General features: G+C 38.1%; 19 protein-coding genes. 14 read left to right on the plus strand and 5 right to left on the minus strand.

Annotation, left to right across the window (positions count from 1 at the left end; translation table 11 throughout):
* Positions 1-23 precede the first annotated feature (23 nt).
* From FG383_RS07240 to FG383_RS07275, 8 genes are all read left to right on the plus strand, one after another.
* Complete coding sequence (locus FG383_RS07240) at positions 24-1,112, plus strand: ABC transporter ATP-binding protein (RefSeq protein ID WP_142606410.1); 1,089 nt, start codon at positions 24-26, stop codon at positions 1,110-1,112.
* 2 nt (positions 1,113-1,114) lie between these two features.
* The gene (locus FG383_RS07245; protein WP_246096895.1) at positions 1,115-1,987 is read left to right on the plus strand and encodes a carbohydrate ABC transporter permease; all 873 of its coding nucleotides are present in this window, start codon (positions 1,115-1,117) and stop codon (positions 1,985-1,987) included.
* A gap of 14 nt (positions 1,988-2,001) precedes the next feature.
* Positions 2,002-2,841 carry a carbohydrate ABC transporter permease gene (locus FG383_RS07250; protein WP_142606412.1) on the plus strand — a complete coding sequence of 280 codons (840 nt, stop codon included), beginning with the start codon at positions 2,002-2,004 and terminating at the stop codon, positions 2,839-2,841.
* A 22-nt stretch (positions 2,842-2,863) separates the two neighbouring features.
* Positions 2,864-4,171 (plus strand): ABC transporter substrate-binding protein, encoded by a 1,308-nt coding sequence (locus FG383_RS07255; protein WP_142606414.1) that lies wholly within the window; start codon positions 2,864-2,866, stop codon positions 4,169-4,171.
* A gap of 21 nt (positions 4,172-4,192) precedes the next feature.
* On the plus strand, positions 4,193-5,611 hold the full coding sequence (locus FG383_RS07260; RefSeq protein WP_142606416.1) for a CehA/McbA family metallohydrolase: 1,419 nt from the start codon (positions 4,193-4,195) through the stop codon (positions 5,609-5,611).
* On the plus strand, positions 5,604-6,314 hold the full coding sequence (locus FG383_RS07265; protein WP_185907871.1) for an HAD family hydrolase: 711 nt from the start codon (positions 5,604-5,606) through the stop codon (positions 6,312-6,314). The genes FG383_RS07260 and FG383_RS07265 overlap by 8 nt, the downstream gene beginning before the upstream one ends.
* A 184-nt stretch (positions 6,315-6,498) precedes the next feature.
* Positions 6,499-6,750 (plus strand): hypothetical protein, encoded by a 252-nt coding sequence (locus FG383_RS07270; RefSeq protein WP_142606420.1) that lies wholly within the window; start codon positions 6,499-6,501, stop codon positions 6,748-6,750.
* Positions 6,751-7,396: 646 nt separating this feature from the next.
* Positions 7,397-9,004 carry a thiamine pyrophosphate-binding protein gene (locus tag FG383_RS07275; RefSeq protein ID WP_142606422.1) on the plus strand — a complete coding sequence of 536 codons (1,608 nt, stop codon included), beginning with the start codon at positions 7,397-7,399 and terminating at the stop codon, positions 9,002-9,004.
* Between the two features lie 53 nt (positions 9,005-9,057).
* On the opposite strand, the gene FG383_RS07280 is transcribed toward FG383_RS07275, so the two are convergent.
* Entirely contained in the window at positions 9,058-9,891 is an 834-nt protein-coding gene (locus tag FG383_RS07280) for a TetR/AcrR family transcriptional regulator (RefSeq protein ID WP_142606424.1), read from the minus strand.
* A 100-nt stretch (positions 9,892-9,991) separates the two neighbouring features.
* On the opposite strand from FG383_RS07280, the gene FG383_RS07285 reads away from it, so the two are divergent.
* Complete coding sequence (locus FG383_RS07285; protein WP_142606426.1) at positions 9,992-13,078, plus strand: efflux RND transporter permease subunit; 3,087 nt, start codon at positions 9,992-9,994, stop codon at positions 13,076-13,078.
* 68 nt (positions 13,079-13,146) lie between these two features.
* Here the strand turns inward: FG383_RS07285 and FG383_RS07290 are convergent, their stop codons facing one another.
* Positions 13,147-14,205 carry an LLM class flavin-dependent oxidoreductase gene (locus FG383_RS07290; protein ID WP_142606427.1) on the minus strand — a complete coding sequence of 353 codons (1,059 nt, stop codon included), beginning with the start codon at positions 14,203-14,205 and terminating at the stop codon, positions 13,147-13,149.
* A gap of 123 nt (positions 14,206-14,328) precedes the next feature.
* On the opposite strand from FG383_RS07290, the gene FG383_RS07295 reads away from it, so the two are divergent.
* The 3 genes from FG383_RS07295 (at position 14,329) to FG383_RS07305 (ending at position 16,770) form a co-directional block, all read left to right on the plus strand.
* Positions 14,329-14,682: a winged helix-turn-helix transcriptional regulator gene (locus FG383_RS07295; protein WP_142606429.1), complete on the plus strand. Its 354-nt coding sequence runs from the start codon at positions 14,329-14,331 to the stop codon at positions 14,680-14,682.
* A 460-nt stretch (positions 14,683-15,142) separates the two neighbouring features.
* Positions 15,143-15,571: a MarR family winged helix-turn-helix transcriptional regulator gene (locus tag FG383_RS07300; RefSeq protein WP_142606431.1), complete on the plus strand. Its 429-nt coding sequence runs from the start codon at positions 15,143-15,145 to the stop codon at positions 15,569-15,571.
* Between the two features lie 5 nt (positions 15,572-15,576).
* Positions 15,577-16,770: an MFS transporter gene (locus tag FG383_RS07305; RefSeq protein ID WP_142606433.1), complete on the plus strand. Its 1,194-nt coding sequence runs from the start codon at positions 15,577-15,579 to the stop codon at positions 16,768-16,770.
* Positions 16,771-16,809: 39 nt separating this feature from the next.
* Here the strand turns inward: FG383_RS07305 and FG383_RS07310 are convergent, their stop codons facing one another.
* The gene (locus tag FG383_RS07310; RefSeq protein ID WP_142606434.1) at positions 16,810-17,067 is read right to left on the minus strand and encodes a YiaA/YiaB family inner membrane protein; all 258 of its coding nucleotides are present in this window, start codon (positions 17,065-17,067) and stop codon (positions 16,810-16,812) included.
* A gap of 186 nt (positions 17,068-17,253) precedes the next feature.
* Here FG383_RS07310 and FG383_RS07315 point away from each other — a divergent pair, with 186 nt between their 5' ends.
* On the plus strand, positions 17,254-17,520 hold the full coding sequence (locus FG383_RS07315; protein WP_142606503.1) for a YqhV family protein: 267 nt from the start codon (positions 17,254-17,256) through the stop codon (positions 17,518-17,520).
* Positions 17,521-17,574: 54 nt separating this feature from the next.
* On the opposite strand, the gene FG383_RS07320 is transcribed toward FG383_RS07315, so the two are convergent.
* Positions 17,575-18,354 (minus strand): ABC transporter substrate-binding protein, encoded by a 780-nt coding sequence (locus FG383_RS07320; protein WP_142606436.1) that lies wholly within the window; start codon positions 18,352-18,354, stop codon positions 17,575-17,577.
* 179 nt (positions 18,355-18,533) lie between these two features.
* Between FG383_RS07320 and FG383_RS07325 the strand changes: the two genes are divergently transcribed.
* Entirely contained in the window at positions 18,534-19,190 is a 657-nt protein-coding gene (locus FG383_RS07325) for an HAD hydrolase-like protein (protein WP_142606438.1), read from the plus strand.
* A gap of 50 nt (positions 19,191-19,240) precedes the next feature.
* Here FG383_RS07325 and FG383_RS07330 read toward each other — a convergent pair whose 3' ends face one another.
* Positions 19,241-19,795, minus strand: a complete 555-nt coding sequence (locus FG383_RS07330; protein ID WP_142606440.1) for a helix-turn-helix domain-containing protein — start codon at positions 19,793-19,795, stop codon at positions 19,241-19,243.
* Positions 19,796-19,813: the final 18 nt, after the last annotated feature.

Consider the following 19,813-nt stretch of genomic DNA (forward strand, 5'->3'; position numbering starts at 1 on the left):
TTCAAAAGCAGGTGCGAGCAATTGTGAAGAAAATTTCATTGAAAAATATCACTAAGCAATATGATACCAATCAAGAAAAGATTCTAGAAAACTTTAATCTAGATATTTATGATAAGGAATTTATCGTCTTAGTTGGACCTTCAGGATGTGGGAAATCAACCACTTTACGAATGATTGCCGGATTAGAAAGCATCACTTCCGGAGAACTATCGATCAATGAGCAAGTGATGAATGATGTACCTTCTAAGGATCGCGGCATTGCAATGGTATTTCAAAACTACGCACTTTTCCCGCATTTAACGGTGTTTGATAATATTGCATTCGGTTTGAAAATTAGAAAAGAAGATAAAAAAGTCATAAAGGAAAGAGTAGAGGAGACGGCTGCGAAGCTAGGGCTCACAAATTATTTAAAACGAAAACCTAAAGATTTATCTGGAGGACAAAGACAGCGTGTTGCCTTAGGAAGAGCGATCGTGCGTAATACGAATATTTTCTTAATGGATGAGCCGCTATCAAATTTAGATGCAAAGCTTCGTATTCAAATGCGAGAGGAGATTATTCAACTACATAACCAATTAGGTACAACAACTGTTTACGTAACGCATGATCAAACGGAAGCAATGACGATGGCGTCTCGCATTGTTGTACTAAAAGATGGAGCAATTCAACAAGTTGGAACGCCACATGAAGTATATATGCATCCTGCCAATATGTTTGTAGCGAGTTTTATAGGTTCACCAACTATAAACTTTTTAACAGTTAAAGTAACTTCTCACGCATTAAAGATAGATGAGCAGAAAATTGTCGAAATGCCACTTGATAACAGTACGCCAAATGAAATTATTATTGGTGTTCGACCGGAGGATATCGAACTTGTGAGTGAACCAGATGCGATTAAATTGACTATTCATCGTGTAGAAATGATGGGAGCAGATAAATATGTGTACGGAGAAATAATGGGGCAAAAGTTGACAGTTCGTGTGCATAACGAATTGGATATTCAATCCAAGCAACATTTGCACATTAAACTAAACCCTCGAAAAGTACATCTGTTTGAAAAAGAAACAGGTAAGGCTATCGAAACGTTTGTTAAAGATACGGTGGTGGTATAACGGTGGACCGTTTAAAAGGTTATGGCAAAATACTTTTCTTTGTAGGGATTCCGTTAGTTCCATTACTTGCATTTTGGTTCATCCCGATGTTCGTATCTCTTTGGTTAAGTACAACTGACTGGGATTATATTAGCCCTGAGTTTAATCACGTTATGCTAGAAAACTATCAAACGATATTAACGAGCGGAAATTTCTATGCCGCATTAAAAAACACTGCATTCTTCAGTGTCATGACAGTGATCCCGACGATTATTTTCGGTCTTGTATTTGCAGCTTTACTGAAAAAAGTGATGAAAGGATCCACTCTATTTAAGTCATTGTTATTCTCGCCGTGGATTACACCAATGGTTGCGATGTCGATTGTGTGGACGTGGATTTTTCAGCCGGATGTTGGTTTATTGAACCAAATACTTGGTTGGTTTCATTTGCCTCAGCCCTCTTGGTTAACTGATTCGAATACGGCTATGTGGGCAATTATTATCGTCACTATTTGGAAGAATGCTGGATGGGCAATGCTTTTCTATGCAGATGCATTGTCTAAAATTCCGAATGAACTGTATGAAGTAGGGAAAATGGAAGGAACTTCATGGTGGCAAAATAGTAAGTATATAACCATTCCTTTAGTTTCGCCTACGACTTTATTTTTAGTTATTATTTCGCTTATTGACGCGATACAAGCTTACGATCAAATTCAAGTGATGACACAAGGTGGTCCAGCAGGTAGTACGAGAACGCTGTTGTACTTGTATTACCAAATGGCATTTGAGCAGTTTAATATGGGACAGGCTACAGCCTTATCCACCATTATCGTTATATTAACTGGTGTACTTGCTTTTTTACTGTTCTATACGTCGAAAAAATGGGTTCATTATTAAAGGGGGCGAAGGGTATGCAACAAACTTTTAATAGATCCAAATCGGTATTTCGGTATGCCTTCCTCATTGTTTTCAGCTTAATGATGGTATTTCCACTTATATGGATGATATTAAGTTCGTTAAAAACGACGGAAGAAATTTTTGCTGTACCTATTACGCTTTTCCCGGAAACGCTACAATGGGGTAATTTCTCTGGTGCATTAGAGATGGCACCTTTTTGGTTGTATATGTTCAATAGTGCGTTTACTTCGATTTGTATCGTTATTCTTCAAGTAGTTTTGTCTAGCATGATTGCTTATGCATTAACGCAGTTGAAGTTTAAAGGAAAGTCGTTATTATTCAACTCTATTCTCATCACATATATGCTGCCAGCAGCGGCTACGTATGTTCCGAGTTATATATTGCTCTCTAAAATGGGTTTACTAGATTCATTGACAGGAATTGTTGTTTCCAACGTCGCAAGTGTCTTTACGATTTTCTTACTGCGGCAAGCTTTTATGCAAGTGCCGAAAGAGATGATTGAGGCGGCTCGTTCAGAAGGTGCAAACGACTTTGCAGTTTTAACTAAAGTGATGATCCCAATGTGTAAATCAACTATTTTTATTGCTGGTTTAATAGGGTTTGTATCGATGTATAACAATTACTTATGGCCATCTTTAATCGTAAAAAGTGAGGATAAGTATTTAATCACTGTTGGGCTTAACCGATTTTTCACAAACGTAGGATCTTTCGCCGATACATGGCCTTTCATAATGGCAGCAAATGTTTTAACTGTCGTACCACTTTTACTATTATTTGTACTTCTAAACAAGTGGTTTATAAAAGGTATTAGTGATAGCGGCTTAAAAGGATAAAAAACAAAAAGGAGTGTTTCAAATGAAGAAGAATCTATTATTTGCTATTATCGTGTCGGCATTATTGATGATATTAGCAGCGTGTTCAAGTAAAAGCGAGGAAGGCAGTACAGGAACAGCAAGTGAATCATCTGGTCCAACTACCATTGAGTTTTGGTATGGTCTTGGTAGTGAAGCAGATCTAAAAATGAAAGAAATTATCGATGGGTTTAATAAATCCCAAGATGAAGTAATCGTGAAAGCAGTGCCTCAAGCAAGCTATTCGGAAACATATCAAAAGCTACAAGCAGCAATTGCAGCGAAGGATGCACCGGGTTTATTCATCACAGGGTCTAGTTCACTTGTAGATTTAGCGAGTAAATCAGCATTAGCACCGTTAAATAAGTATGCAAGTGAAGATAGCATTTACGATAAAGAAGATTTCTTAGATGTATTTATCGATGCTGCTTATATTGGTGACGAGTTATATGCATTACCAGCTTATGGGTCAACACAAGTGATGTATTTTAGAAAAGATATTTATGAACAAGCAGGGATGGATCCAAAAGAAGTATTTGCGTCTTGGGAAAACGTAGCAGAAGCATCTAAAAAGTTACAAGCACAAGGTGTAGTAGAGTATGGTCATTTACCGATGTGGGGTAGCGGAAACTTAATAGATATCGCTTTGAGTAATGGCGGAGAAATTATTAGTGAAGATGGAAAAGAAGTATTAATTGATAGCGATGCATGGGTGGATGCTTGGGAATTTATTCGTAAGCAAATTCACGAAGAAAAAACGATGAAAGTTAACTCTGGTGGACAGGGCTGGGAATATTGGTATAAAACAATCGACGAAGTATTGGCAGGTAAAGCAGCTGGATACACTGGTTCATCAGGAGATAAAGGTGATCTCGACTTTACGGTTATTGACTCCATCCCACAACCAGGTTTAAACGGTAATGCAGCAGCCCCTACCGTAGGTGCATTGTTTATGGCTGTTCCAGCGGTTAATAGCGATGAAGAAATTGCAGCGGCATATAAATTTATGAGCTATTTCTCGAGTAGCGAAGTGAATGTGGATTGGGCTGAACATATTGGGTATATTCCAGTTCGTGAATCTGCAATGGAAGTACCTGAATATGCAGCGTTTATCGAGGAAAACCCTTATGCAGGAATACCATATAAACAAGCATTGACTGGTTCACCAGATTTCGTAGATCCAACTGGCGGTAAAATTGTTGATGCAATCTCCATTGCAGCAGACAAAGTAGAACTTCAAAATGTTTCCGTAGAAGAAGCATTAAAAGAAGCGAAGAAAGTAGCGCAAGAAGCGTTAGATGAACTGAACTAAAAAATAGGGCAGGGTGAGTGCATGATACAAAATACGATCAAGCTGGAACTAATGGATGATACAAGCGAAAGAGTGATTCATAATACATTTACATTCGATGTTTCAGAGAATATACAATCTATCGGTCTACAACTATATCATCGAGAAAGTATTTGGGGCACTTATTTAGTATACGATCCGACCGGGCAATTACGCGCACAATATGTTACAGGTAAAACACCACAACCAATTGTTATTCATGAACAAATGGAAGGGACAAGTCCTTATACAACGGCCGGATCTATTTCAGTAGGTACATGGACAATCGAAGTAATTGCTACTGTTGCTAATAAGGAAAATATAGAAAAACCTTTTATAGAGGTGCAATTCGATACGGAAAGAACAGATCGATCGACAAATGAGTTGTATTGGAATGAAATGGCTGGTAATCCAGAGCGAATCGTACAGAACGAGGCTAGATGGTACAAAGGTGATTTTCATACGCATACCATTTATTCGGACGGTCAAATGACGAGAGAAGAAAATATGGCAAGTGCGAAAAACCAACAATTAGATTTCTTTGTTGCGACCGATCACAATATCGTGCCAACTTCTTGGGTAAATGATACATCAGTGCTGGTATTACCGGGGATAGAAGTAACTGCACCATTAGGGCATTTCAATATTTTGAATACAAATTGTTCCCCGTTCGAGGATTGTCATCTAGGGGATATGCTGACAGAACAAGGCATGAATAATATTATTGCTGGGCAATATGGAAACGCGCTAATTTCGATTAATCATCCATTTTTAACGGAATGGAAATGGCTGTTTAACGATACGCCATTAAATAAAGTAGATACGTTAGAAGTTTGGAATGATCCGACGTATGGATACAATCCACAGGCGACGGAATGGGCATTAATTGCTTGGGACATGCTGTTAAAAGACGGTCATCGTATTACCGGAATTGGTGGTTCAGATTCACATTTGAAACCTGAAGAACGCTATGAAGGTAGTGAAGAAGCTTCTCTTATCGGTGATCCTGGCACATTCGTATACTGTGAAGGGCTGTCTGTTACGAATCTTATAACAGCAGTGAAACAGGGACATGTTGTCGTTTCAAGAGGTGAAAAAATTAGCTGCCAACTGGAACAATTCATAGCTGGCGATCAATGTGATAGGTCGACAGGTGAAATAAAAGTAAGTATCGATACAAATGAAGCCATTGAAATAGAATGGGTTGTGGATGGTGAGGTTGTATCGAAAATAATGGATAATCACGCGAGCTATCTATTCAATTGGAGCGACGATGCTTACCATTATATTCGAGTGAATGTACGAAGAGCAGACGGTACACTTTATGGGTTTACAAATCCAATTTACTTTAACGATAAGAACCCATCCCTTCATACATGGGGACAACTTCTAGAGCTTATGAAGGAGCATGTGCATGATTAAAGGTATTTTGTTTGATAAAGATGGGACATTAATCGAGTTCAATAGCTTATGGATTGAGTCCACTTACGAATTTTTAGAAAGTATTACCCGAATTCATAACCAGGAAGAAAAATTAGAGGAACTTGCCTACAAAGTAGGATTAGAAGGCAAAACAGTTCGCGAAGACAGCGCGCTTGCTGGAAAAACATCAGTCGATTTAGCGGAAATTATTAGTGATATGTTAAAGGTAGATTGTGAAGAAATCTTAAAAGAATTGGATCGCTTTTACTATGAGAAGGTAAAAGAAAAACCTGAAAACATCAAACCTGTTTGTGATTTACAACAGCTATTTGCGCAGTTAAAATCAAACGGCTTAAAAATTGGTATTGTGACTGCTGATAACTATGATGTGACAAAATTTATTCTCGACATGCTTAAGCTAACGGAGCAAGTGGATTTTATTGCGACGGCTGATCTATATGATAAAAAACCAAATATAGAAGCACTGCAAGTGTTTTGTGACGAACAAAATTTGCAACTAGATGAAGTGATTCATATTGGAGATACATCGATTGACATGGAATTTTCCAAGCATTGTTGTTATGGAGTTGGTGTCCTCACAGGCATAGGCACGAAACCAGCATTATTAAAATATACTCCCTATGTGTTGAATAATGTTGCGGAATTAATTAATCAAGACGGAGAGTTATCACTTCCGGCTTGAATGAAAGCTGTTAAACCTAGCTAGGTTTAACAGCTTTTTATGTTCTTTTGTGTCACACAAAGTTAGAAGCGATTCAAAATAGTGGTGACTGAGTTGCTGTGCGTAAATCAAGGGACACTTATCTTTTTTGTCTATGGAATATGCTATAAACAATAGAAGATAAGGAGAGTCGTATAGTGAGGTTATGAAGCGTCGCAGGTCTCGACAGCAGGATGGTAACGATACATCCGTCTATGTTATGGGAGCGGTAAGGCAAAAACAAAAGTTGAACCAACATGAAAATAAAAAGGAAAAAGAAACTTACCAACAGATAGGTGTTGGAAAATATTTCCGTCAATCCAGTCGTTACATTTTGAATTATCGATTACTCGGCTATCAGTTTTTTCAGCCTTATTATGATAAAAGCTATGATGAAATTAACCTTCCACCGTCCTGATTTAATACACCAGAAAATATGATCCTCAATTATTTCAGCATTTTACGGGAAGCTGAAAACCTAACAAGCCAACTTACTGGAGGTTGCGGTACAGTCGGAGAGGCTAGGATCCAGGTTTTAACCTTATTCTTACAGTTGAAGGAGGGCGAAGGACAGACAAACGCCATAAGATTATCGAAAAAAGAGAGGTTGGTCGTGACGTCAGTCATGACCAGCCTCTCTCCGAAATCACTCGGTAATGATATAGCATCAAGTTTGTCCAAAGCCCTCCGAAAATGATGGAAACAGGTTTTGAACTTAAATGGCGCTTAAGCTTTTCTTATAATAATTTTTGTTCAGGTGATTTTATAAGCGTAGCTGTTTCTATTATTGGAATCTCTCCATTCATGCGTTCTCCTGATATTTCCTCAAGAATCGTGTGAAAGTTATACAAATGCTACTTCATGAGTCCCCTTTCTCCGAAGTTTTCCCCAACTTACTCACAAATTATTATTCTGGACTATTTATCCACTCAGTTGTCGAAAAAAATCACATAACTTATACACTGCTTATCCCCAATTCATGTATAACTATAGCGTAATGTTTATCCTCATCATTTAAGGGAAATTACTTGATAAGCAAATGCTAAAAGGAGAGGGTATGTTTTATGGATAAAACTGTTGCTGAAGTAATACTGGATCAATTGTCACTTTTAGGAGTCAAGCGTATTTACGGCGTCGTTGGAGATGCAATTATAGGGCTGTTGGATGCAATGGCCAAACAGGACAGGATTGAGTTTATTCCTGTGAAACATGAATCTGTCGCAGCATTCATGGCTTCTGCTGAGGCTAAGTTGACGGGGAAGCTTGCGGTATGCACAGCTACAATGGGACCAGGAGCAGCTAATCTACTAAATGGTCTTGGAGATGCTTATTCAGATAAAGCTCCTGTCCTAGCGATTACCGGTCAGGCACCACGCAATAAAATAGGCACAGATTATCAACAGTATGTGGATCAACAGGAACTTTTCAAGCCATTTGCTACTTACTCAGCAAATCTTGCAAGTGAGGATGCTATAGTGGATCTACTTCAAAAGGCTGCTCAAACATCGCTTCAGCAGCGTGCCGTCACACATCTGTCTATACCAAAAGATTTGTTCCAGGTAAAGACAGATGCGAAAGCTCGTGCACTGCCGACAGTAATAGAAGGAACAGCCTCTTTTCAAACGGAAGATTTAAAAGAAGTGGCGGCAGTGATGAAAACAGCAAAAAAACCAATTATTCTTGCCGGAGCAGGAGCGAAAAAGGCAGCTTCTTCTGTGGAAGAACTCGCTGAAACCTGGGGAGCGGGTATTCTCACCAGCTTGGGTGGCAAAGGACTGTTTCAAGAATCTACGTCATCTCTTCTTCAAGGAATTGGAGAAGGGGGAAATCCTCATGCAGCCGAAGTTTTTAAACAAGCTGATGTTGTCCTTCTTGTGGGAGTGACTTGGTGGCCAGAGGGGTACGTGCCTAATAATGCTCGAATTATTCAAATTGACACCCACTTCGCAACTGCCCATAAAGGAATTCCAACGGAGCTTGGGGTCAATGGTAAAGCAGAGCAAGTGGTCCCACTTTTGCTACAAAGTTTAGAAGGTCATCAAAAGAATGCTGCATGGAACACTCAAATAGAGGAAGCAAAAGTAAAATGGGCTGCCCAAAATGAGGAGGAAGGTCAGATTACTGGTTCGCCTATCCATCCATCTCGTATAGTTCGAGCAATTGAACGAACGGTCGCAGAAGATGCGGTACTTACATTGGATACAGGAGATATAACGGTATGGATGAACCGCAATTTTCGTCAAATTCAGCAGTCTGTTCTATTTTCAGGTTATTGGCGCTCGATGGGTTTCGGCCTTCCAGCGGCTATCGCGGCAAAGCTTGTGCAGCCTGAAAAACAAGTCATCGCCATAGTTGGAGATGGAGGGCTTCAGATGACGCTTGCCGATCTCTTAACTGCAACTCGCTATAACCTAGACATTACGGTTCTGGTTTTTAATAACGGGTCCCTACAAATGGAAAGTGACAAAATCCAAGCGGCCGGAGATAGGGAACTGGGAACGCAATTGACTAACCCAGATTTTGTACAAGTAGCTGAAGCATGTGGATGGACAGGATTCCGCGCCGATACGGATAGTGAATTAGAATCGATTCTCGAAGATGCTATCCGAACTACTGGTCCAGTATTAGTCGATATCTACACAGCACAGGCATTTTTTCCAGAAACAGAGTGATTATATACTTATAAAAAAAGGCAGAATGCTAAATACATTCTGCCTTTTACTATCTAAAAATTAAAGTAACTGCGAAGTAAATAAGAAATCCATTTGCAATGGGGATGATTGCGAATGTTTTCTAATAACCCTTTGACAATAGCAGGACTTAAACTTGGTTCTAGCACTTGCTGCTTTAGTAGGATAAGCGATTCTTTTTCAATAGACTCCTCCAACTCATCCGTTTTTTGTGTAATCATTTCCAGTAGTTGTTCTTTCGTTACCTCCCCTAAAGCAGGTTGTTCCATCGACTGAATAAAATCTTCTGATATAAATGCAATAGTCGCATGATTAGCAAGTAGATTTGTTTTTTCCACAAGTGATTCAGATAGCAATTTCAAATCGAGTGAAGCATTCGAAAACAGCATGAGCTTTGAATAATTACCCATCAATCCTTTAATACAATAAACTAGATCATATTTTGTTTTGTTGACTTCCTCCCCATATAAACGTTCAATCATGGATAAGGTAACCTTATCTAATAATCTATCGTATAAATGCATTTTTTCAATTAGTTCTTTATTATGAAGTGTTTGAGCTTGTTCTTTCATAAGAACTTTGGCAAAATCTGAATGTTGAAAGAAGGTTTGAAAAGACGTGTAGAAATATGTGAACAAAAGTTCTTCATTCTGCGCATTTTTGACCTTGTAGTCAATGTCTGAAATAAGTTGGGTCATAAAGTAGTCAATCAATGAAAAAATCAATTCATCTTTTGACTTGAAAGACAAGTAAAATGCCCCTTTAGATATACCACAATGATCGGTGATCTGTTGAACGGAAGTAGCTTCAAAACCTTGTTTCGCAAACAGTTCTAATGCTCTTTCCATTATTAGTTGTTTTTTACTCATACTTTTTATATCGCTCCTAGGGTATATTGTTGACAGTTGACCGATTAGTCATTATTATAAGTAACGGAGCTAGATAAGTCAATTTAGGGTAGGTGTAATAGTGAAAGGTTTAGTTAACTTTGTATTAAAGAATAAACTAGCAGTATGGTTACTTACGATTATTATAACAGCATCGGGTATTTATTCGGGTACACAAATGAAAACGGAGACGATTCCGGATATTTCGATTCCTTATTTAATGGTTATGGGAGTATATCCAGGGGCAACTCCTGAGCAAGTAATGGAAGATATATCGATGCCGTTAGAAAAAGCGGTGGAGAACTTAGAAGATGTGAAATCCGTTTATTCTAATTCATACTCGAATATGGCAAATGTTCAAGTAGAGTACGAGTATGGGATAGACATGGATGAAGCGAAGCGTGCTTTGCAATCTGCATTAGATACATTGGATTTACCAGAAGGAGCACAAGCGCCAACAATTACTGCGATTAGTATGAATATGATGCCTGTTGTGGCGTTAAGTGTAAGTAGTACTACAGAGGATATCGTTGACTTGACATCAACAGTAGAAGATTTATTACTTCCAAAAATAGAGAAAATTGATGGGGTTGCATCTGCTACTATTACAGGTCAACATATTGAAGAAGTTCAGCTTACGTATGACGAAGAAAAAATGACTGAACTCGGTATAACAGAAGATGATGTAAAACAAATGATTCAAGCGAGTGATTTAGCTGTTTCACTAGGTTTATATGAGTTTGAAGAAGGTGAACAAGCAGTTGCGGTAGATGGTAAGTTTATGACAGCCGATGAGTTAAAAGAAATGCTTATCCCTGTTACGCCAACAGCCGAAAATCAGTCTCCATTCGTAAAACTTAGCGACATTGCTACGATTGAAGTAGTAGGTAAAGTACAATCTGTTTCACGCACAAATGGTGAAAATGCGATTGCTATTCAAATAGTCAAAGGACAACAAGCAAACACAGTAGATGTAGTAAATGCTGTGAAGGAGTTAGTTGAAGAGGAAAAGGCAGCTATCGATGGAATTGTCATCGATATATCATTGGACCAAGGTGCGCCAATTGAAGCTTCCATTAGCACGATGATTGAAAAAGCGTTATTTGGTGGTTTGATTGCAGTATTGATCATTCTATTATTCCTACGTGATTTCAAATCTACTATTATTTCAATCGTTTCTATTCCAGTTTCGATTTTCATGGCCTTACTGCTATTAAACTGGATGGATATTACGTTAAATATGATGACGCTAGGTGCGATTACTGTTGCAATCGGTCGTGTAATCGATGACTCGATCGTCGTAGTAGAGAATATTTATCGTCGTCTGCATTTGAAGTCAGAAAAGTTAACAGGTCGAGCGCTTGTACGTGAAGCGACAATTGAAATGTTCAAACCAATTATGTCCTCTACATTAGTAACAGTAGCGGTATTCGCACCACTTATTTTCGTTGGTGGTATGGTTGGTGAGTTGTTTATGCCTTTCGCATTAACGATGACATTTGCACTTGTAGCATCATTACTTGTAGCAATTACAATAGTTCCTGCTTTATCTCATTTCTTATTTAAGAAAAAGTTATATGGTGAAAAAACAGAAAGTAGCCATAAAGAAGCAGGCAAAATGGCGAACAGCTACAAAGGTATTCTTAACTGGAGTTTAAATCATAAAATAATTACTTCTCTCATTGCGATTGTTCTATTAGCTGGTAGTGTGGCATTAACGCCATTAATCGGTTTTAGTTTCATGGGTAGTGAAGAAGAAAAAGTAATGTACTTAACGTATACGCCAGAAGCGGGCGAGTTGAAAGACGAAACTTTAGAAAACGTTGGGGTAGTGGAAGAAGAATTATTAAAACGTGGTGATATTGATATCGTCCAACTATCTATAACGGAGAGTAGCGATCAGATGGCAGCGATGATGGGTGGAGGAGGAGGCGGTGCATTAATGTACCTAATCTTTGACCCTGACATGAAAGACTTCCCCGGAGCGCGAACGGAGATTGAAGAGTATGTATTTAACATTGGCCAAACAGGCGAATGGAAGAGCCAAAACTTTACTTCTATGTCGATGTCTACAAACGAAGTTAGCTATACATTCTACAGTGAAGATTTAGATAAACTGAATGAAGCAGTAAAAATGGTAGAAGGCGTTATGAGTGAAAACAAAGGCTTAGAGGACGTTTCTTCTAGTGCAGAGGATGCATATGTAGAATATACGTTCAATGTAGAGCAAGACGAACTTCTGCAATATGGCTTAACAACTGGTCAAATTGTCATGATGTTGAATCCGAATAAAACACAAGATGTTTTAACGACGGTTGAAAAAGATGGAGACACATTACAAGTGATTGTTCAGCAAGAACAAGCTGCACAACCTAAATCTGTCGATGATATTTTAGCAACGGAAGTACCGACAGCACTTGGTACGACGATGAAACTTTCAGAGCTTGTAACGGTTGAGGAAGGTACGACATTAAATACACTTGCACGTAGTAAAGGGGAATATTACGCAACAGTTTCAGGTACGATTCTAGGAGCGGACATTTCCAAAGCTACATCAGAAGTTGATAAGGCAATTGATAAATTAGACTTGCCTAAAGGTGTTACAATCGGGGTTGCTGGTGCGGCTGCAGATATGACGGAAACGTTTACGCAACTGATTGTTGCAATGCTTGCGGCGATTGCAATCGTGTACTTTATCCTTGTTGTTACATTCCGTGAAGGTGTCGCACCGTTTGCGATTCTATTCTCGTTACCATTTGCAGTAATTGGGTCATTTGTTGGGTTATTAATGGCAGGTGAAACAATTTCTGTATCTGTTATGATGGGTCTATTAATGTTAATCGGTATCGTTGTAACGAATGCAATTGTTTTAGTGGACCGTATTGTGCATATGGAACGTGATGGTATGACAATGCGTGAAGCGATTTTAGAAGCAGGTGGCACACGTCTACGTCCAATCTTAATGACGGCGATTGCAACAATCGGCGCATTAGTTCCGTTAGCGCTTGGATCTGGCGGTGGAGGCGGTCTAATCTCCAAAGGATTAGGTATTACGGTAATTGGTGGTTTAGTAAGTTCCACTTTATTAACATTAATCATTGTACCAATCGTTTATGAAATACTATCGAAGCTATTTAAGAAAAGCCGTAAAGAAATAGAAGAGAACTAATGGAAAATCCCTACAAGATGATACGTTATCTTGTAGGGATTTTTTCTATCTAACTTGAGGTCATATTCTTACTTCTTTGCTGTATATTTTTTAATCGCTGGTAAAATTTCTGCCCCGATTAGCTCTATATTTTTCATTAATTTATCAAATGGCACACCACCAAAATCCGTTTGTGCGATATAACGCTGATGACCAAACAGCTCATGCTGATAGAGAATTTTTTCGATTATTTGCTGAGGACTACCGATATTCATCACATCGTGCGTATCAGTTCCTTGTGTAAAGTGCTGTTTCGGATAGCTTCTTCCGTTGATCAGCTCCATCCCCTTGTTTACATGCGGATACGCTTCCCTCAACGCCTGTTGGGTCGTTTCAGCCGCGTAGAAAAACCCTGCTGTTGCAACTGGAAGGGTAGCTGGATCAAACCCACTCTGCTCGGCAGCTTCCCGATATGCATCGATAGAAATTTTAAAGCTAGTAGCTGGTCCACCCAATGTAGCGAGCATCATCGGAACACCAGCATAACCAGCCTTAATCGCACTTGCGGGTGGGCCTCCAACCGCACGCCAAATTGGTAGCGAACCATTTTGGGGACGTGGAATAACGCTTGCATTTTTTAATGGAGCACGGAATTGACCGCTCCAATTGACGACTTCTTCTTCATTAATCTTCAATAATAGTTCGAATTTCTCTTCGAACAATTCTTCATAATCCCGCACATTATAGCCTAATAATTCGAAAAGTCCTACTCGTGAAGCACGACCAGCAATGATTTCGGCACGTCCCTTAGAAATTAAATCAATCGTAGCAAAATCCTCATATACCCGCACAGGATCCGATGTGCTAATAATGGTAGAGGAACTGGCGATTTTCAGTTTACTAGTTGCCTGCGCAATTGCTGCAAGCACAACAGAATGTGCTTGCGTTGTAAAATATTCTTGATGACTTTCCCCAACACTAAAAAAATCAATGCCTGCTTGCTCCGCTAGCTTCGCTAATTCAATGATTTCGTGAATACGCTGACTAGCAGAAACACGTTCTCCTGTATGCGGATTTGGTATATGATCACCTAGTGTATAAAGTCCGAATTCTAAACCCTTACTTTGATCAATACGATATTTTTCCATGTATTTTAGCTCCTCTTTGATGCTTAAATATGTGTACTTAGTATAAACTTCAACCTTACTTAATATAAGTACGCACTTAGAAGTGGTATAGTATACAAAAAGATACTACGGAGGAATGGAAGAATGGAAATGCAACCAGAATTATGTCGTGTGGAAGATGCTTTAAGTATATTAGTTGGTAAATGGAAACCGATTATATTACTAACCTTACTGAAAGGAGGTACTCTAAGATTTAGTGAGTTAAAACGAAGAGTGCCTGGAATCACGCAGAAAATGTTAACGAATCAGCTACGTGAACTAGAGGAAGAGGATATTATCGCACGGAAAGTATACCCACAAGTGCCACCTAAAGTAGAGTATTCAATTACGGAATATGGTAAGAGTTTAGAACCGATTTTAGTAGCTATGCATGAATGGGGAACATCGCATACATTGCATAAAATGCAAAAAGGGAACAGAACAATATGCGAAAAATGAAGAATCCGCTATAATGGGGGATTCTTTTTTGTGCTAAAAATATTCCTCGGGAAATAATTTTGTCTAAAATATAAGAATAATCTGTCAATTTAATTTGCAATATAGTTAATTTTATTAGAAAAAGAAGGGGCAAGGTTTTGAAACGTATTCATTACAGCTAGATTATTTTTAATCGTGTCGTTTTTTGCTGTTTTTGTGGTGAAATTGTACACTCATCATCTGGTGTTATTGTTCTAGCAGGTGGTTTCTGTGCATTAGGAAGTTTATTTATTGTTTTTATAAAGAAACATAACCCTAGAGAAGAGCTTACTTAAGGAATTTTGAAAACCTTGCCTGTCATATGAAAAGGTGTTTACGATCAAATCTGCTAAAATACATGTCGCGTTGGGATAGACAATTGCATCATAAATATTGTATACTATTAATTAGTTTCACTAACTAATTAAAAGAAGGTGTTTACATGGAATCGTATAAGGAACTTTTTAATGAATATATAAAAATGTACCGGCCATATATTAATCAATTGAATGCACTGCTAGTAGAATTTAATCTAACTACTGCCCAATGGTCTATTATGAATTTTGTTTTCAGAGAAGGAGCAAAGACCATTGGTGACATTTCCCTTTATCAAAACGTGGAAAAACCGACCACGACGAAACTGGTGCAAAAACTAATCGAGCTTGGTTATGTAGAAATTTACGCTGGAGATGATAAAAGAGTGAAATTTGTCCAATTATCGAATGAGGGACTGGCAGTGTATAGCAAAGTACGGAGAAAGATTGATCATTTTCAAAATAGCTTACTAGAAGGTATATCGGAGGATGACCGACTAATCGTGGTCCGAATTTTAAAAGGTATTTCCGATAAAATAGAAACTTATAAGGGGTGAGATGGATGGAAAAAGAAAAATTGTGGACGAAGGATTTTCTTTCAATATCAATTGTCAACTTCGTTATGATGTTGTCGATGTATTTGCTATTGGTGACGATGGCAACGTATACAACGGAGACATATGGTGCCTCAGCTAGTACTGCTGGATTAGTTGCTAGTATTTTTATCATCGGTTCATTAATAGGAAGATTATTTGGTGGTAAACAGATTGCGAAAATGGGCAGTAAGAAAATGCTGATAACCGGGATTATTATATTTAGTATTGTGACGATATTTTATTTTATCCCTACTAATATTTATGTCTTAGTGCTTATTCGCCTTTTACATGGGGTCGGAGTAGGTCTCGCTACTACTGCAACGGGAACAATCGTATCGCAGATTATACCATCCAGTAGAAGTGGTGAAGGAATTAGTTATTTCAGTTTAAGTGTGGTATTATCGACGGCTATTGGACCGCTGATCGGGCTTGCTTTCATCGGCTCTTTTGGTTATACGAGTATTTTTATATTTTCGTTAGTAATGGGGATTATTAGTTTAATCATTGCACTTCCTGTTAAGGCACCAAAAATAAAGCATGTGGCCAAAGATGAAAATACAGGATTTAAGTTCGCAAGCTTTTTCGAATCAAAAGCGATGCCGGTTTCCATTGCAATGTTTGTGATGGCTTTTGCTTATTCAAGTATCTTATCTTTTATTACCTCATATGCTGCTGAAATTGATTTGGTGAAAGCGGGAAGTTTCTATTTTCTCGTATATGCAGTCATTATCTTAATTTCCCGACCGTTTACAGGGAAACTATTGGATATTAGAGGCGGTAATAGCATTGCTTATCCAGGATTAGTGCTATTTGCAATTGGGATGTTATTACTTAGCCAGACACAAACTAGTTTCCTTTTCTTACTAGCAGCTGCGTTTATTGGATTAGGTTATGGTAATTTTCAATCTACTACGCAGGCACTCGCTATAAAAGTGACACCTCCTCATCGAATGGGGTTAGCAAACTCAACGTATTTTATCTTCCTAGATTTGGGTCTTGGATTAGGGCCTTTCTTATTAGGTTACTTAGTTCCCGTGCTTGGATATAGGGGGTTATATTTATTTTTAGTAGCATTCATTGTGATTGGAATCTTCATTTATTATGCGTTGCATGGTAGAAAAGATAAGGAAATCCTTCAATCATCAAAAAATCCTGTGTAAAAATCATACACAGGATTTTTTCAATGAAATTAATAGTTCTTAAGATTCCTTCGTATTTGCAGGGATCCTCACGCTGTTCAGTTGACGTTCCTGTTCTTGTTCTGCGATGATCTCGTTATCCTCCGCATTATCGCGTGTAACTTTTTGTGTAAGTATAGCCCCAACCGCTACTAAAATCATCACAGCTATATAATAACCCTTTTCATTAAGCTGTAAATTCTCTGCATTATAAAGTCCAATACTGAACATGAAAACACCCGCAAATAATGTGAAGTAAGCTAATACAGTAAATGCCATCGTATTGCGCCTTCTATGCTTCTTTTGATTCGTTTTAATCTCTCCTTTCTCGTTTATCCTTATTGTATGAAGAGAATGAAACGACAATTCGCTTATTGTTGAACATTACTTTGATAAAAGTGGATAAGCATGCATACAATTTAGAGGAGATGATAAGGTAAATTATAGGGAAGAGGGTCGTTAATACTGATTGAAAAAGCACTTCTTTTCATTATTATATTGAGAATTTTTTCGGGAAGTATTGATATAGCAGCTGCAATGTTGATGCTAAAATTTAATGATTTGGAAAAAGCTTTTTATATTAATACGTTACTAGCTTTAGTAGGGCCATGCATATTAATCATTACGACAGGAATCGCTCTATTTGGGCTAGCTGAAAAGATTTCCCTGACGAGAATGATCTGCCTTTTTAGCGGAATCATCCTTATACTTTTTAGTTTAAAGTCAGAATAAGGATCCATGCAGCTGAAATGGCTACACGATCCTCTTTGGTTTGATAGGTGGTATCTATAGAGTTGTTGCTAACTTTTCCAAATATGGGCCCGCTAATTCCATTCTAGATCCGTACCAGAACATTTCACCTTCTACTAATACGATTTTGGTGTTTGGTAAAAAAGCTTGAAATTCTGCTATATGTTTTTCTTTAAAAGGAAATGGCTCGGAAGCGAGAAAAAGTACATCAATGTTTGCAGATGCAAGATCTTCCGGTGTTACAGCGGGGTATCTCGAATTCTCTTTTGCAAAAGGATTTTGAAAACCAAGTGTATGTAATACATTATTAATATAAGTAGTTCCACCTACAACCATATAAGGCTTTCGCCAAATTACATAAGCAGCATTTCTACTCTGTACATATGGAGAAGGGAATGCTGCTTTAACATTATCAATAAGGTGCTCCGCTACTTGTACCTTATTTGTAAGAAGCCCGAGTGTATGTATAAATCGGTAAGCATCCTTAATCGACTGAACTTCTAAGACGAATACAGGTGCAATGTTTTCAAGTGCTTGTACGATTGCTGCTGTATTTTCTTCTTTTTCAGCTAGAATTAAATCTGGTTGTAGTTCACGTATCGTTTCTACATTTACTTCTTTCGTCCCTCCAACAATCGCCACGTTTTCGACAATTCCTGCAGGAAAAATACAAAATTTTGTCCGACCGACTATTTCATTTTCAAGACCAAGAGCAAAAAGCGTTTCTGTAATCGCTGGACAAATCGAGATGATGCGTTTTGGTGATTGAGAAATATTGATTTTTCTCCCGATATGGTCTGTTTTCAGTTGTGCCATGGAATTCCTCCTTCAATAATGTTTACATAAGCTTTCTACTATATCATTCGCTTTTAGAGGAACGTTCTCCTTTTTCTAAGTTACTTGAAAATCAACGCTATTAGCTAACAGCATCTTTTATATAGTATTTTCGTCTATCAATAGTGTGAAATATCAGAATCAGATAAGGGGATTAGTAAATGAAACAAGCAATCATTTTTGACATGGACGGGACGTTATTTCAAACTAATCTAATTTTAGAGCCAGCACTTCAAGCCACCTTTGATATATTACGTGAAAAAGGGCAATGGCAAGGAGAAACACCTATTGAAATGTATCGTCAAATAATGGGAGTTCCATTACCTGTCGTTTGGGAAACACTACTTCCAAACCATTCACAAGAAACACGAGGGGAAAGTAACATCATTTTTCAGGAGCAATTAATAGAAAAAATTCATCAAGGGCGAGGTGCTTTATATGATGGTACGGAACACATCTTACGTGAACTTTCTATAAACTATTCCTTATACATAGCAAGTAATGGACAAGTTGAATACTTACAAGCAATTGTTGCGAAATATCGTTTACATCGTTGGATTGAACATATTTACAGTATTCAAATGATTAACAGTGGAGATAAATCAGAACTAGTGAAGTTGGTAATAGCCGAAAATGGAATTACAAAAGGGGCAGTTGTAGGAGATCGTTATTCAGATATTAAGGCAGCAAAAGATAACGGTTTAGTAGCAATAGGATGTCGGTTTGATTTCTCGCAACCAGCGGAGCTTGCAAAAGCGGACATTACTATTCAAAATCTAATAGAATTAAGAGATATAGAAGTTGAGGCACTAGGCTAAAGGAGGGGTATCCCACGAGTCGGCAATTTACGACTTATGGGATAGCTTTTTTACGATGGATAATAGAGGATCATGCTTAATCGAGTTAATACTTCCCCTGAATTATGATAAGTATGCGGTCTGTCCGCCTTGAATCGGATCGAATCACCACTTCTTATTGTGTATTCATTGTTATTTACGCGTATAGTTAGTTCTCCTTCAAAAACAGTTACAAGCTCCTCAGTCCCATCCATATGCGGATCAGCACTTAAGAATCCACCTTTTTCGATTTCAACGGAATAAACTTCAAAACGTTTATCATCCTCAAAGGGAAAGTTGGGATAGACACGATATTTTCCATTATCTTCGGATAAGCTTTGTATATCACTTCGTAAAATAACTTTTGTATCTGTCTGCGGAGTATTTATAAGTGAAGTAAAAGAAATCTTTAACCCATTTGCTATTTTCCAAATGGTTGTTATCGTTGGTGTCGATTCTCCCCTTTCAATTTGACCTATCATCGTTTTACTTACTCCAGTTAACTCTGAGACCTTTTCAAGACTTAGTTTCTTTTTTTCTCTTAAAGCCTTTAAATTTCGGGCAATGATAAGATGTATTTCTTCCATCCAAACACTCCTGTTCTT

This window comes from Psychrobacillus soli (assembly GCF_006861775.1).
Lineage (GTDB): Bacteria > Bacillota > Bacilli > Bacillales_A > Planococcaceae > Psychrobacillus > Psychrobacillus soli.